The sequence below is a fragment of the Cutibacterium namnetense genome (assembly GCF_001642025.1).
GTDB lineage: Bacteria > Actinomycetota > Actinomycetes > Propionibacteriales > Propionibacteriaceae > Cutibacterium > Cutibacterium namnetense.
On sequence record NZ_LWHO01000005.1, the window covers coordinates 24286 to 39482 of the forward strand.

Consider the following 15197-nt stretch of genomic DNA (forward strand, 5'->3'; position numbering starts at 1 on the left):
CATCAGGGAGCAGGCTCACTCCCACCCATCGGCAACGCACGAGCGTAGGACACAACCGCATAAGCACCAGGTGAATCATCGCACCGCTACCTTTCCGAAACCCGGAAAAAAGTCCGCCCAATACCGTAAGATCGCGGCGCAGATGCGGTGCTAACTTCATGCCAACCAACGAGGTCGAGCACGAGGAGGTGATCGCCATGGACCGAGAAATGTGGATTCTCAGACAACTAGAGACATCGCTGACCGCCTCCGCCGACGCGCTGGCAGAACGCTTGCAGGTCAGCCCCCGCACCGTCACCAACTCCATCAACACGCTCAACCAGATGTTGGCCCCGGCAGCGTCCGTACGCCCCGCCGCTGGCCGTTACCGTCTCTACATTCTCGACCCGTAGGGATACAGCCAAGCCCGCGGCCGTCTGCTTCGCGCCGCGGCCTCCCTCAACGACCCGCGTCATCGCCGCGCACAGGAGTTCAGAACCCTCCTGTGCGCCGAGCGCCCGGTGACCTCGGACGACCTGGCCGACACCGTCCGCGCCTCTCGAGTAACCGTCCTCGCCGACATCGCTCGGCTGCGTGAAACCCTAAGACCCTTCGGAGTCCGAGTCGAGGGCCCTTCCAACTGGGGTTTCAGTCTCACCGCCGAGGAACTCGACTTACGTCTGGCAGAGCTGACCCTCTACCCCGCCGAACTCGTCGACGAATATCCGATCGACGATGACATCGTCGCCATCGTCACCCGGATCACTGAGCAGGCTCACCTGTCCAGGCCATCACGTGACTACGTGCGTCGCTGGCTCACCGTTCTGCTCGATCGCACCCTCACCGGCCACCCGCTGGACGAGATGCCCGCGCAGTACCAACGCCTGCGCGACAGCCCCGCCCACCACATTGCTTCCGAGCTTCTCTGCGAGGCCGAAGGTCTCGTATCAACCACCTTCCCGATCGAGGAGGAACTCTTCCTGGCTATGTCGGTCGCCGGAATGCGCACCCCCGACAGTGCACATGGTCGTCAGCTTTTCCCAGTCGACAGGGAGATCCCCGACCTCGTCGACGCCATCTTCAAACGCATCGCCGAGGTCATGCAGATCCATCTGGACGCCGACGAGCTGGTCGACGAATTCGCCCACCACCTTGCTTTCATGCTCAACCGAATGCGTTTCCGCGTCACGATCGACGAGCAGCCAATACATGGCATCCGCGACCAATATCCGGTGGCCCACCGGATGGCCGAGATAAGCCGCGACGTCATCGAGGAACGCACCGGCATGCGGATCAGTGACTCCGAGACCGGACTGTTGACCGGCTACCATCAGGTCTTCCTTGACTCCCACCGCACCCCTCCCCATCTCACGTTGGCGATCATCACGGCGACCGGACGGGTCTCGGCCCACCTCATGAGAATCCAACTCGACAAAGTGCTCCCGCCCGGCACCAAATACCTCATGCTGACCGGAGACGGCGTCAACGAGTCATCGCTGGTCGGAACCGACCTCGTCGTCGCCACTGCCGATGTCGACACCGAGGCCTTTACCGTCGGCGATGTCCCAATCATCCAGCTCGGCCAGGTCTTCGATCCTGCCGAGCTCATCAGTCGATTGTCGCGGCTGAACCTGCGCGGCCACGTCGACCTCCAGCTTGCTGGGGCCAACTCGTCATTGCTCATGTCGATGCTCTCCCCCGACCGTTTCATGGCCATGCCGACGGGGACCGGTTACTGGCCGGCAACCGAAGCCCTCGCAGCCCACTTGATCGATCAAGGTCTGGCCGACGAATCCTTCCTGGCCACACTGCGGGCTCGTGAGGAAGAAGCGACCATGCTGCTCGATGGCCTCGTCGGGTTCCCCCACGCCACCATTCCGGGAGCCGACCGCATCATCCTGGCGATGGCGACCATCCCACGCAGCCCACAACAGCCCGGTGCCCGCGTCGTCTTCCTCATGGGAGTCCCCGACAAAACCGACTACGACGACACCATCCTCGTCACCGTCTACGACGAGATCATCCGCCTAACCAACGATCCAGATCTGCTCAACCGGCTCAGCACGCTCACCAACCATGAGGACGTCTTCTGGCTCATGGCTTCCCGCCCCTGCAATCCCTGACTCCGAGGAGAGACGATGTTCTGGCCCGTTCTTGCCACCGTCGCAATCATCTACGTGTGCAACGCCGTCCTGGCCATGCGTCAGATGAAGGATTTCTCCACGACCTACACACTGCTGCGCACACGCGGGAGAGTCGCCATCGGCAAACAGAAGAACGCACTGAGTCGCGGCGCCATCGTCATGTTCCTGCTCGACGACCGTGACCACGTCGTCGCGGGCCGTCGCATGAACGGCATCACTGTTCTGGCCCGGTTCAGAGACTTCCCGGTCTGCGACGGGTTGCCTGTCGAGGAGATCGACCCTACAGCCGTGCGAGCTGACCGGGGAACTCAGCGCGCCATCGCCAACGCCCGCGACAACTTTCTCACGATCCGGGCCGGCGAGATCCCGGTCGAGCCCCCGACCCCGCTTATGAAGGTCGTCAACCGAGTCGACGCCAAGGTCGGACACACCCCTGAACGACCTGCGGGTGCCAGCCGGCACGTCGTCGGCAGACGTGGACTCACCGCCGTCGACTGAACGGCTCCGCCCAACACAATTCTCCCCTGCGTCTACACCGCTCGGGACCCGCCCTCAACACCACTACTACACACGAAGGAGTTGATCATGCACTACCTGGTGGAGGCCGCCGAATGGTTTGTCGGCCTGTTTCAAGAAGGTGCGAAGACATTCGTGAGCTGGATGGGAAGCATCGTGCCCCTGGTGCTTATGCTCCTCATCGCCATGAACTCGATCATCCGCCTCATCGGTGAGGACCGGATCAACCGCCTCGCCCAGAAAGCCGGAAACAATCCCGTCAGCCGCTATCTCCTGCTCCCCTTCATCGGCTCATTTATGCTGTGCAACCCGATGGTGCATTCCCTGGGCCGATTCCTCCCGGAACGCTATAAGCCGAGCTATTTCGCTTCAGCGGCCCAGTTCTGCCACACCAGCAACGGGATCTTCCCGCACATCAACCCTGCCGAACTATTTATCTGGCTCGGCATTGCCCAGGGCATCACGAAGGCTGGACTACCGACCGGGCCGCTGGCGATCCGCTACCTGCTTGTTGGTCTCGTCCTCAACTTCGTCGGTGGCTGGGTGACCGACCTGACCACGAGATACGTGAGCAGGCAGCAGAAGGTCATCCTCCCCGACACCATGGACGGGAAGATCGTCCATGTCGACACCCTGGTGGAGGCCTGAGATGACCAAGTACCACTCCGTCACCGTTTCCCATGGCTCCGGCGGCTACGGCGGCCCCCTCACCATCACCCCGACCGAGACTAAACACAAGCTCGTCTACATCGTCGGCGGAGGCGTCCGGCCCACGGTCGTTGATCGCATCGCCGAGCTGTCTGGTGCCGAACCGGTCAATGGGTTTAACACCTCCGTCCCCGAACAGGAGACGATGGCCGTCATCATCGACTGCGGAGGAACCTTGAGGTGCGGGATCTACCCCCGTAAAGGAATCCCGACTATCAACGTCATGCCAACCGGCAAGAGCGGTCCGCTGGCCCAGTACATCAACGAGTCGATCTATGTCTCCGCCGTCGGCGCCGACCAGGTCCGATTGGCTGACTCCCCTACTCCGTCTGAGGTCGTCACCAGCACACCACGGCGGAAAGCGGGAACGAGTGGCACCGTCCAAGGGGAATGGAGCACCGACAAGAAGATTTCCGAAGCCGTCGCCGAGAAAAAGAACAAGACCGTCATGGACAAGATCGGTCTGGGCGCCGGCAAGGTCATTTCAGTGTTCTACCAAGCCGGGCGAGACGCAGTGCAAGCCATGCTGACCACCATCATCCCGTTCATGGGGTTCGTAGCCATGCTCATCGGCATCATCAACGCCTCCGGATTCGGCACCTGGTTCACCAAGCTCCTCATCCCACTGGCCGGCAACGGCATCGGGCTCATCGTCCTTGGCCTCATCTGCTCGCTGCCCTTCCTGTCGCCCCTGCTCGGCCCAGGAGCCGTCATCGGTCAGATCATCGGCACCCTCATCGGCGTGGAGATCGGCAAGCACAACATCCATCCCAGCTTGGCCCTTCCAGCGCTGTTCGCCATCAACACCCAGAACGCCTGCGACTTCATCCCGGTCGGCCTAGGACTAGCCGAGGCTGCCCCGGAAACAGTCGAGGTTGGCGTCCCCAGCGTCTTGTATTCGCGATTCCTTAACGGCATCCCACGAGTCGCCATCGCCTGGCTGTGCAGCATCGGCCTGTACGCATCCTGACACTCACACCTGATCCGGAGAACATCAATGTCTGTCATATATCGCAACCAAATCTGCGCCGTCGGCTCGCAGGCCGAATCCTTTCTCGACGAGAACATGCTTGTCACATTCGGGGGTAAGGCACCCGACGAACTTCGCGACTTCTGTTACGCCCTACCCGAGGCGACCTCGAGCGGCACCATCGGCGTCGGTGACGTCCTCGCCATCGGCGAACACCGCTTCCCCATCACAGCAATTGGTGCCCTCGCACAGCGCAACCTCGACTCCTTAGGGCACGTCACCCTCGTCTTCGACGGCGCCGACGAGCCACGGCTCGAGGGTGCCCTCCACGTACGCTGTGGCGGTGAGCTGCCCAGACCGCAGGCCGGCAGCACAATCCTCATCGAGTCAGCATGATCCGCACTGAGGTGACAATAGGCCACCCTGCCGGGATCCACGCCAGGGTGGCCGCACAAGCCGTACTACTGGCCTGCGGCCACTCGGCCAGTGTCTTCCTGCGATCCTCACGCGGGACGGCCAGTCTTACCCGGCTAGCGGACCTGCTGAGATTGGACGTCCGCGAGGGCGCCGTCGTCGAGATCCTGGCCGATGGCCCTGACGAGGTCGAGGCACTGCACGAAGTCGCGACATTCCTCACGTCCGCCGCAAACGACCCCACACCACATACTGCATCAAACGAAGGGAACGATTGACCATGAGCGACGAGATCATCGCGGCAGCCGTCGCGGGCGCCGGGGACACCGACGTCGTCGAAATGGGACGGGGAGTCCTCGATCGTGCCGGAAACGTCCTGGCTGAGCACATGTGCCGCGCCAGGGGCCACAACCTGCCCGCCCTTGTCGTCGCCGACGAACGCACCTGGGCAGTGGCCGGGAAGGCCGTCAACGCCGGCTTACGCTCGGCCGGAGTGGCGGCCTGCGACCCGCTGGTCTTCCCTGCCGAGCCTTGCCTGCACGCCTCCTTAGACAACGCCCACACCATCGCCGACCGGCTGCGCACCCTGGACGCCGAGACCGGTTCGCCAGTCGTCCCGATCGCGGTCGGGTCAGGAACCGTCAACGACCTGACGAAACTGGCCGCCAAGGATTTGGGACGCCGTTACGCCGTCGTCGGAACTGCAGCCTCCATGGACGGCTACACGGGGGCCGGGGCGCCCATCAGCGACAACGGGGTCAAAGTGACGATGCAGTGCGTAGCACCGCAAGTTGTCATTTTCGACTTGGACATCACCGCCGCCGCACCGCAGGTCATGACAGCATCCGGATATGGCGACTTGGCTGCCAAGATTCCCGGTGGCGCAGACTGGATCATCGCTGACGCCGCCGGGGTAGAACCACTCAACCAGCATGTATGGACCCTCGTCCAGAGCGGCGTCCGGGACGCCCTATCATGTCCCGACGACCTGCGTCGCGGCGATCCGGACGCCTTCTCCGGGCTGGTGGAGGGTCTCATCCTGTCAGGCCTGGCGATGCAGGTTTATGACGGCACTCGTCCGGCGTCTGGGGCCGAACACTACTTCAGCCACATCTGGGAGCTTGCCCACGTGGGTACCGATCGCAACCCACCACTGTCCCACGGGCACAAGGTCGCCATCGGGACCCTCGCCATGCTCGCCTTCTACGAGAAGTTCCTCGACCGAGACCTCTCCAGGCTCGACATCGACGCGGCAGTCGCAGCATGGCCCGACTGGCGGACGGTGGAGTCCGACATCCGCTCAACCTTTGAGGGTGCGCTGGCCGACCACGCCGTCATGGAGACAAAGGTCAAATACGTTGACGCCGACGGGCTGCGAGCCCGTCTCAATCGGGTCGTTGACCGATGGCACGAGACCCGAGCAGCCCTTGAGAAACAGCTAGTGAGGGCCCGCGTGTTCGCCGACCAGCTCCGTCGGGCCGGGGCCCCGTCCCGTCCCGAGGACATTGGACTAACCGCCGCCGACGTGCGGGCAACCTTCCCCAAGGCTATGTACTACCGCTCCCGCTACACCGTCCTGGACCTGGCACGTGAGGGGAGGTGGTACGAGGAACTCGTCGAGGAGGTGTTCGCCCCGGACGGACTGTGGACCTAATTGCTCCGGCACAACGCTGACCTCGGACTCATGTCCGGGGCCACGCCATGTCGTCAGGAGTTATCACTCCTCCTCGTCGCTATGACGGTAGGGATCAGCCTCACCGGCAGGCATGGCACCTTGGGAGCGTCGAGCGATCTCGGCATCAGAAGCGGCAGCTCGTGCCAAGGCGTCCTCGATCGACTTGGCGGTCTCAGGAGTGGCATCACGCACGAAGGTCAGGGTCGGGGCGTAGCGCAGCTTGAGTCTCTTGCCGACGGTGGAACGCAGCATCCCCTTCGCCGACTCAAGTGCCGCTTCCGTTCCGGCGATCTCCTTGTCGGTACCCATCGCGGTCCAGAACAAAGTGGCGTCACGGGAGTCCCCGGTCAGACGCACATCGGTGATCGTCACGAAGCCCAGGCGGGGATCCTTGACACGACGCTCAAGGGTCTCGGCCACCACGACTCGGATCTGATCGGCTAACTTGGCGACACGCGGATTCGGTGTGTTCATGATCTCTCCTCGCCATCGGTGTCCTGAGCGGATCAACCATTTTTGCACACCGTCCCCACCGACGCACACGGCAGCCAGTGTCAACGCGGGGGTCCGGGGGTACTCCACTGCAGCACCATCCCGACGACGACCAACGCGGCCGAAACGGCCAGGCTCAGGGGGGCGAGAGGGCTCTGGTTCAGCAGCGCCCACCAGTAGGGAGTCGCCGCGGAATCCTTGGTACCCAGGATCCAGCACGACAGGACGAAGATGGTTCCCGGCAGCCACGCCCAGGCCACCGACAGTACGACGCTGGCGACCATCGCCAGTCCCACCAGCAGGACATGGTTGCGCGCAAACCACAGCACCCACCACTGAGAAATGGGTTGGTCACCGTTGAACAGGACGGCCCATGCCACTGGCCACACCAGAACGATGACGGCCCACACCACCCTCATGGTGCGAATGGGACGGTCGGGGAAGGCCTGCTCCCGTTGTGGGTCCGGGGAGGAGAACAATACGGAGGCGAGGATGCCACTCAGGCTCGAAGGCCCCAGCCCCACATCAACCGACCTGCTGCCGGCAAACGGGACGGTGACGAGGTCGCCGCCAAGGTGATGGGCACAGACCATTCCCACCGTCAGATAGGCCACTACGGCCACCAGACCGCGACTGCGCAGGAACCATCCGAAGCAGGAGAGCCGGCCCGTCATGGACAAGCCCTCACCTGTGCCACCATGGATCGCAGCGAGTCCGGGGCGAGGGGTTGACCGTCCATGACCGACACCAGTGCGTCGTCAAGGATTTCGACCGTCCCGTCACACTGTGAGGACGTGGAATCCTCGACTCCCAATAGGTTGTCACCCAGCAGGGGTGCGTTGAGATCCCCGGCCCATTCTCTCGCTGTGGAGGAGGTCGACACGTGCGTCCGCACCGGCAGGTAACCGGCCTTCCCTGGCCCTCCCTCGGGGGCGTAGACAATGCGTCTCTGGACCCCGCTGGCCATCAACAGGTCATCGACGCGGCCCATCGCCGTCGCGTACTCCTCCAGCCGCCAGGACAGGTCACCGGAGACGCATGCCATGGATCCATGCTTGCCGACCTCACGACACCGCCAATCATCCGTGGATTCCCACACCTCCTCCAACCGAATCGTCGCTGCGGCGTCAACGATGACCACTGCCACCAGAATCGTCGCCGTGAGCCACCGCCACCAAGGCCCACCACCGGGTGTCGTGATCACGCCCACGAGCACCAAGGAGACGACGATGACGGCACAATCGAGTCCAGCCCACAACGCGATGGCGTGCCAGGTGAGATGCGAAGGGGCGCCGTCGATGGCCGCAGGACCAGGCCATCCGATGAGCAGGTCATAGGCCTCAGGAACGCCCCCCGCCACCAAGTAGACCGCGATGGCAGCGACAGCGGCGAGCAGATAGGAACCAGCCGCCACTCCAAGGACGGCCCCCAGGGCCAGGAATGCCGTGGCGGCCATGGCGGTGAGGACCGAACCCATCACGAGTCGCGGATCGGCGTCACCGGAAGCCACCAATGCGAGGATTGCGGTCGTTACCCCCACAGCCAGGAGCAGAACGGCTCCGACACCCACCAGCCAGGTGGTGACGATGGCGGCGGTGGCGCTGCGCGGCCAGGCTCGGGATGTACGCGTGACCCCGGCGCGGCGAAGACGAGCGCCGTACGCCACCCCGACTCCGCAGCACACTGGAGACAGGATGACCGTGTCCACCGAGACACTCCCCGTCGTCAAGGCGAAGGACTTCCACACGCGGGGATACATGTGCATCAGGCCAACGCTCGTGGCGACCCACAACACGGCAAGCCCCAGCCCAGACCAGACGGCCTGCCGAAGACAGGCTTTCATCGGTCCCCCTCAACGAGCTCGGATTCTGCGCGACCTTGCATCAGGTGCAGGTAGCCTTGCTCAGCCACTGACACGTGGTCCTGTGAATCAGATTCTCCTGCTGCAGCCATCAATTCGGGTAGCGTGCCGCTCCAGGTAATGTGTCCCCCATCGACCAGATGCACCTGGTCTGCGGACAAGGCGACGTCATCCATGAGATGGGTGGACAGCACGACGACCCGTGAGGCCGCCTGCTCGACGACGTGGCGGCGAAACGAGATCCGCTCCCCCGGATCCAGCCCCACGGTCGGCTCATCAAGAATGAGCACCTCGGGGTCGTGAACCAGTGCCGCCGCGAGGAAGACCCGACGCTTTTGACCGCCCGACAGAGTACCGATGGGCTGGTGGGCGAATTGACCGACGTTCAGATCGGACATGACGTCTTGGCACCTGTGCCTGACCTGCGTGGACGGTACTCGATACATGCGCGCACAGAAGGCGAGAAAGTCTTCGACCGGCCACGACGGTGACCAGGTGCATTCCTGCGGAACGTACCCGATGTGGGCCCGGTACCCAGAGCCCTCCCGTCGTCTCCTCACGGGTTGCCCGTCACGACGTAGCGTCCCGGCCCTCGGTCGTTTGATTCCGGTGAGCACAGCAAGCATCGTCGTCTTGCCCGCACCGGTGGGGCCGACAAGGGCACTCACCCCCACCGGAAAGGTGGCCGATACCGGCCCCAGTTGCCAACCCGACCGGTATCGAACGACCACCTCGTCAAGTTCAATCGTGTCAGAACTCACCAATTCAACCCATCGCTGCACTTATCACGTCGAGCCACTAGGTCGATACAAATCTTAGAAGAACGTTGCCAACCGCCTCTTTGATTACGACCAACGCGGATCTTGGCGTCAGCATCCCATCTGTACGCCTGTCCACCAACCAAACGCCCAGTGCTGCCTGATGCCCCGGTTCTTAAGACTTTCGGTATACAGTTTCCACCCGGCATGGGCTGACAGGTATAATAAAGAACGGAAGCGTCGATCTTGCCGTAACCGCCCCTGTCAGTTTTCTTGTGACCCGCGACAGTGAAAATGTAATTAGCCTGAGAATGCCAGACACCATCCGATGACATGTAGGCTTTCTTATGTCCTTGGGTTTTTCCTGATGCTTTCGCCGATCCTACTGTGACAGAAAGACTCTTCCACGATGTCACAGGAGTCGCTCTGATAGTATCAGCAAGTCCCGGCGCAGCAGAACACAAGCCAAAGACAGACTCGGCAAATGCTAACATACTAACATAACTACAATGCGGCTTTTCTTGTACATTCGTCAACCATCTCTCCAGTACATCGCGCAACGGGGCAACACCGCCCTATTGTTACCGAATTGTGAATAATAATATCCTTCGGGTCGCAATGGGTCAAATCGGCGGCAAAACACGAACGGGGCGACCACGCTTCCACGTGGACGCCCCGTTCAGGACAGTGACCAAGCTCAGTCGCGAGGCTTCTCCACCATCTCGTAGCACTGGACCTCGTCGCCGACACGGATGTCGGAGTAGTTGGTCAAGGTCAGACCACACTCGTAACCCTCACGCACCTCGGTGACGGCATCCTTCTCGCGCTGCAGCGTGTTGATCTCGGTCTCCTGGACCACCACGCCGTCGCGCACCAGGCGGGCCTTGGCATGACGACGGATAGTGCCGTCGGTGATCATGCAGCCCGCGATCGTTCCAACCTTCGAGGAGCGGAAGATCTGGCGGATCTCCGCGGTGCCCATGGCCTTCTCTTCGTAGATCGGCTTGAGCATGCCTCGCAGCGCGGACTCGATCTCGCCGATGGCGTCGTAGATGACCGAGTAGTAGCGGATGTCGACATTCTCCTCGTCGGCCATGCGCTGGGCATGGGCGGTCGGGCGAACGTTGAAGCCCACGATAACGGCGTTGGAAGCGGCAGCCAGCGAGACGTTGGTCTCGGTAATGGCACCGACGCCGCGGTCAATAACGCGCAAGTCGACTTCGTCGCCCACATCGATCTTGGCCAGGGCATCCTCGAGTGCCTCAACCGAACCAGCGCCGTCACCCTTGAGGATGAGCAGCAACTCTTCAGTCTCGCCCTTCTCCAACTGCTCAAACAGCTGGTCAAGGGTCTTGCGACGCGACGACTTGGCCTGCTGGGCAGCACGCATACGAGCCTCACGCTTTTCAGCGATTTGGCGAGCCTTCCGGTCGTCGTCAACAACCAGGAAGTTGTCGCCAGCGCCAGGCACAGAAGTCAATCCCAGAACCTGCACCGGGGTAGCCGGAGCAGCCTCGTCAACACTGTCACCTTCATCATTAATCATGGCGCGCACACGTCCATAGGAGGACCCAGCAACAATGGAGTCGCCGATGTGCAAGGTGCCACGCTGAATCAAGGCGGTGGCCACCGGACCACGCCCCTTATCGAGGTGAGCCTCAATGGCAACACCCTGAGCGGCCATATCGGGATTGGCACGCAGATCAAGGGCTGCGTCAGCAGTCAGCACGATCGCCTCAAGGAGATCATCGAGGCCCTCATGGGTGCGAGCAGAGACGTTGACGAACATTGTGTCGCCGCCGTACTCCTCCGGCACCAAACCGTACTCGGTGAGCTGTCCACGGACCCTATCCGGATCAGACTCCGGCTTATCGATCTTGTTGACAGCCACCACGATCGGCACATCAGCAGCCTTCGCGTGGTTCAGAGCCTCAACGGTCTGCGGCATCACGCCGTCATCAGCAGCCACAACCAGCACCGCGATATCGGTGGACTGGGCACCGCGGGCACGCATAGCCGTGAACGCCTCGTGACCAGGAGTATCGATGAAGGTGATGGCGCGCTCGGCGTCATCAACCTCGGTCTGGACCTGGTAAGCACCAATAGCCTGGGTGATGCCACCGGCCTCGCCTTCCACCACGTGGGTGTGGCGCAGGGCGTCCAGCAGCTTCGTCTTGCCGTGGTCAACGTGACCCATCACGGTGACAACCGGCGGACGTGCAACGAGATCGGACTCGTCGCCCTCGTCCTCACCAAACTCGAGGTCAAACGACTCCAGCAACTCGCGGTCTTCATCCTCTGGGGAGACGACCTGAATCTCGTAGTTGAGCTCGTCACCCAGGACCTGCAGAGTGTCATCGGACACCGACTGAGTAGCCGTCACCATCTCGCCCAGATTGAATAGCACCTGCACCAGCTGTGCCGGCTCGGCATTAATCTTCTCGGCCAGATCGGTTAGCGAGGCACCACGGCGCAACCGGACAGTCTCGCCATTGCCCTTACGGACGCGCACACCGCCGACCAGCGGTGCCTGCATCTCATCAAACTCTTGCCTGCGCTGCTTACGGGACTTGCGACCTCGGCGGCCACCGCCACCACCGCGCCCAAAGGCGCCCTGGGTACCACGGCCACCACGGCCACCACGGCCGCCGCCGATGGGACCACGAGGTCCACCGCCGAAACCACCGCCGAATCCGCCACCGCGGGACCCGCCGCGGCCACGGCCACCACCGCGCCCACCACGGCCAGTAGTGGTTGGGCCGATCTGCGAGGACTGGTGCTTCGGCATCATGGCCGGGTTCGGGCGCGGTATACCGGAACCGCCGCGCGATCCCTGGCTGCCACCCGGACGGGGCATACGCTCGCCCTGACCGGAGCGCGGGGCTCCACCGGAACGTTGTCCGCCTTCAGAACGATGACGGCCTTGTCCCATTCCCTGACTGGAGGCGAACGGGTTATTTCCGGGACGCGGAGCGCCGGTGCGACGACCGGCACCCGGACGCGGACCGGGACGAGCGCTGGAAGGCAGCCCACCTGATCCGCCCGGGCGCGGTCCCGGGCGGGCACCAGGGGCCGGGGACTTCGATGGTGCGCCCGGCTTCGGTTTCGGAGTCGGAGCGTGAGGCTTGGGAGCATTCTGACCCGGCTTAGGAGTCGGCTTCGGCTCCGGAGTCGAGGCGGGGGGCTCCTGCTGAGGGGAGTCACCGGACGACTTTATGAGCCCCGGACGTGGAGTCGCACTGGTACGCGCTGCAGAGCTGCGACCAGGCTTTGGGCCACCACTGGAGCCGGGGCGGGGACCAGGCGCTGGCTTCGGCGCGGGCCCCGGTTTCGGACCGGGAGTCGGCTTAGCCGATGTGGTCTCCTTGGAAGTCTTTTTGGAAGATGCCTGCGACGTACGAGACGCAGGCTTCGCGGGTTTGGCGTCAGCAGCCGGTTCAGCGGAACCGATCTGATCACGCAGTCGCCGCACAACTGGTGCCTCAATAGTTGAGGAAGCCGAACGGACGAACTCGCCCATATCGTTGAGCTTCCCCAGAAGCTGCTTGCTTGACAGTCCGAGCTCCTTCGCGAGCTCATAGACGCGGACCTTGGCCACTACTCTCCTTCGGGCCCGGCCGCGATAGACCTGGGCCTAGTTGTTGTGAATCCTCATTAGTGCGAACTCATCGAGTGTTCATGAGCAACTGCCCACTTCCTATTCAGTCCCCTTGAGCCGGGCGGGCCGACCCACCGGGAAACACGATTCGGTGAGGCCGCCGGACCTCCCGGCGGACATGCGTAACTGATTTTACCGAAAATGGCCTGCTGAGCCCAATTCACCGCGCTGGCAACTGCTCTTGGCCATCCGAACACACCACGACGCGGGCACGAAATGATCTCGCGAATCCACCGGATACCGCGCGTCTCCAACACTCGTTGTTCAGGTGGACGTGGGCTCCCCTGCCCTGAGCGTGTCCCGTCAGATCGGCCACCACAACTCCGTCGACTAGCACATACCGCCTCATATTCGCCGGGTCATCGACGCGTCGGCAGCCGACACAGGTGCGCTGAGGTCGTGTGATCACTCCCCCACCTTAAGCCAATACACACACGCACAACGCCCGACCCTCCGCGCAGGAAGGCCGGGCGTCGTCGATATGTCTATGCCAGGCAATTTCAGACCTGGTTATCTGGACGAATATCGATCCGCCATCCCGTCAGGCGAGCGGCCAGTCGGGCATTCTGTCCCTCGCGGCCGATGGCTAGCGACAGCTGGTAATCCGGAACAATCGCGCGAGCGGTCTTAGCCTTCGGATCAATAACCGTCACCGAAGACACCTTGGACGGAGACAGGGCAGCGCCCACGAATTCGGCCGGGTCTTCCGACCAATCAATGATGTCGATCTTCTCCTCACCCAACTCGTGCATGACAGCACGTACCCGCTGACCCATCGGGCCAATACAGGCTCCCTTGGCAGAAACGTCGGGATTATGGGAGACGACAGCGATCTTTGAGCGGTGACCGGCCTCCCGAGCTAGGGCCTTGATCTCAACGACCCCTTGCTCGATCTCAGGCACCTCCATAGCAAAGAGCTTGCGCACCAGGTTCGGGTGAGTACGCGAAACAATGACCTGCGGGCCACGGACTTCCTTGCGAACGGCCACGACGTAGACGCGGATACGACGCCCGTGGGAGTAATTCTCGCCGGGCACCTGCTCGGCCGGAGGCATGATGCCTTCCAGCGTGCCCAGGTCAACGCGAACGGTCCGGGTATCGCGGTATGACTGCTGGACGACGCCGGTAATGACGTCACCCTCAACAGCGACGAAGTGTCCGTACTTCTGCTCGTCCTCGGCCTCACGCAGCCGCTGGAAGATCACTTGGCGGGCAGTTGAGGCGGCTACGCGTCCGAAGTCCTTGGGAGTGCCGTCGTACCAGCCGACAACCTCACCCTCCTCGTCCTTCTCCGGGAGCATGACCGCGACATTGCCTGTCTTACGGTCCAGCTGAACCTTGGCCCCCTTAACCGGAGCCTCCGTCTTGTCGTATGCGTTGAGGAGGGCGTCCTCTAGGGTCGTCAGCAGATAATCAAGCGGGATGTCCTTATCCCGCTCGATCATGCGCAAAGTTGACAGGTCGATGTCCATCTCAGTTCTCCTCCTGCGACGCCTGCGCGTCGCGACGATTGAGCTCCACCTGGACAACGGCCTTCGCCACGTCAGCAAGCTGGACCTCACGGGTGGTGTACACGGGCTTATGTGGTTTGGAGTTTTCCGCCTCGACCTCGAGGGTCACGGTCTCCTCGCCAGCCTCAGTGATACGACCGTCAAAGGTTTCCCCAGACTTCTGTCCTTCGGTGGGGTTAAGAGTAAACCGCACCAGGTGCCCAATATTACGTCGGTAGTGGCGCGGCTGAGTCAAAGGAGTAGAGACCCCGCGCGAAGAGACCTCAAGGGTGTACGGAGATTCTCCCATAGCGCCGGAATCGTCAAGGCAACGCGAGATCTCGGCAGTGGCCTCAGAAATCTCGTCAAGGCTAGGTCCGTGGCCGTCGGGGCCGTCCCCGTCAACTCTTACACGCACAAGGCGACGGCGTCCGGCGGGTACGACGTCGATGCGATCGAGTTCGAGCCCAACCTGGGACACGATCGGTTCCAGCAGGCTTGTCAGCCTCTCTGCATTCATCTGTGTCTCATC

14 protein-coding genes and 1 pseudogene are annotated in these 15197 nt (G+C 62.5%); 7 read left to right on the forward strand and 8 right to left on the reverse strand.

Annotated elements, in window-relative coordinates:
• Nucleotides 1–197: 197 nt before the first annotated feature.
• From A5483_RS07070 to A5483_RS07100, 7 genes and pseudogenes are all read left to right on the forward strand, one after another.
• Nucleotides 198–2102, forward strand: a pseudogene (locus tag A5483_RS07070) (BglG family transcription antiterminator).
• 15 nt (nt 2103–2117) lie between these two features.
• Nucleotides 2118–2621 carry a transcriptional regulator GutM gene (locus A5483_RS07075; RefSeq protein ID WP_063811381.1) on the forward strand — a complete coding sequence of 168 codons (504 nt, stop codon included), beginning with the start codon at nt 2118–2120 and terminating at the stop codon, nt 2619–2621.
• 87 nt (nt 2622–2708) lie between these two features.
• Nucleotides 2709–3287, forward strand: a complete 579-nt coding sequence (gene srlA, locus A5483_RS07080; RefSeq protein WP_002548249.1) for a PTS glucitol/sorbitol transporter subunit IIC — start codon at nt 2709–2711, stop codon at nt 3285–3287.
• 1 nt (nt 3288) lies between these two features.
• Nucleotides 3289–4317 carry a PTS glucitol/sorbitol transporter subunit IIB gene (gene srlE / locus A5483_RS07085; RefSeq protein WP_002548349.1) on the forward strand — a complete coding sequence of 343 codons (1029 nt, stop codon included), beginning with the start codon at nt 3289–3291 and terminating at the stop codon, nt 4315–4317.
• 27 nt (nt 4318–4344) lie between these two features.
• Nucleotides 4345–4713, forward strand: coding sequence for a PTS glucitol/sorbitol transporter subunit IIA (locus A5483_RS07090; protein WP_063811382.1), 369 nt, complete (start codon nt 4345–4347; stop codon nt 4711–4713).
• Entirely contained in the window at nt 4710–5009 is a 300-nt protein-coding gene (locus tag A5483_RS07095; protein WP_042842510.1) for an HPr family phosphocarrier protein, read from the forward strand. Before A5483_RS07090 ends, A5483_RS07095 begins: the two co-directional genes overlap by 4 nt.
• A gap of 2 nt (nt 5010–5011) precedes the next feature.
• A complete protein-coding gene (locus tag A5483_RS07100; RefSeq protein ID WP_063811383.1) occupies nt 5012–6385 on the forward strand; it encodes a sn-glycerol-1-phosphate dehydrogenase in 1374 nt (457 codons plus the stop codon).
• A gap of 63 nt (nt 6386–6448) precedes the next feature.
• Here A5483_RS07100 and rbfA read toward each other — a convergent pair whose 3' ends face one another.
• From rbfA to rimP, 8 genes are all read right to left on the reverse strand, one after another.
• A complete protein-coding gene (gene rbfA / locus A5483_RS07105) occupies nt 6449–6880 on the reverse strand; it encodes a 30S ribosome-binding factor RbfA (RefSeq protein WP_002516965.1) in 432 nt (143 codons plus the stop codon).
• 80 nt (nt 6881–6960) lie between these two features.
• Entirely contained in the window at nt 6961–7572 is a 612-nt protein-coding gene (locus A5483_RS07110) for a hypothetical protein (protein ID WP_002516886.1), read from the reverse strand.
• Nucleotides 7569–8741, reverse strand: a complete 1173-nt coding sequence (locus tag A5483_RS07115) for a hypothetical protein (RefSeq protein ID WP_063811384.1) — start codon at nt 8739–8741, stop codon at nt 7569–7571. Before A5483_RS07115 ends, A5483_RS07110 begins: the two co-directional genes overlap by 4 nt.
• Complete coding sequence (locus A5483_RS07120; protein ID WP_063811385.1) at nt 8738–9541, reverse strand: ABC transporter ATP-binding protein; 804 nt, start codon at nt 9539–9541, stop codon at nt 8738–8740. The genes A5483_RS07115 and A5483_RS07120 overlap by 4 nt, the downstream gene beginning before the upstream one ends.
• Nucleotides 9542–10214: 673 nt before the next feature.
• Nucleotides 10215–13115 (reverse strand): translation initiation factor IF-2, encoded by a 2901-nt coding sequence (infB, locus tag A5483_RS12615; protein WP_002548348.1) that lies wholly within the window; start codon nt 13113–13115, stop codon nt 10215–10217.
• A gap of 220 nt (nt 13116–13335) precedes the next feature.
• The gene (locus A5483_RS11380) at nt 13336–13584 is read right to left on the reverse strand and encodes a YlxR family protein (protein WP_081474382.1); all 249 of its coding nucleotides are present in this window, start codon (nt 13582–13584) and stop codon (nt 13336–13338) included.
• A gap of 91 nt (nt 13585–13675) precedes the next feature.
• Nucleotides 13676–14647 (reverse strand): transcription termination factor NusA, encoded by a 972-nt coding sequence (gene nusA / locus A5483_RS07130; protein WP_002548269.1) that lies wholly within the window; start codon nt 14645–14647, stop codon nt 13676–13678.
• Between the two features lies 1 nt (nt 14648).
• Nucleotides 14649–15185 (reverse strand): ribosome maturation factor RimP, encoded by a 537-nt coding sequence (gene rimP, locus A5483_RS07135; RefSeq protein ID WP_002548270.1) that lies wholly within the window; start codon nt 15183–15185, stop codon nt 14649–14651.
• Nucleotides 15186–15197 lie beyond the last annotated feature (12 nt).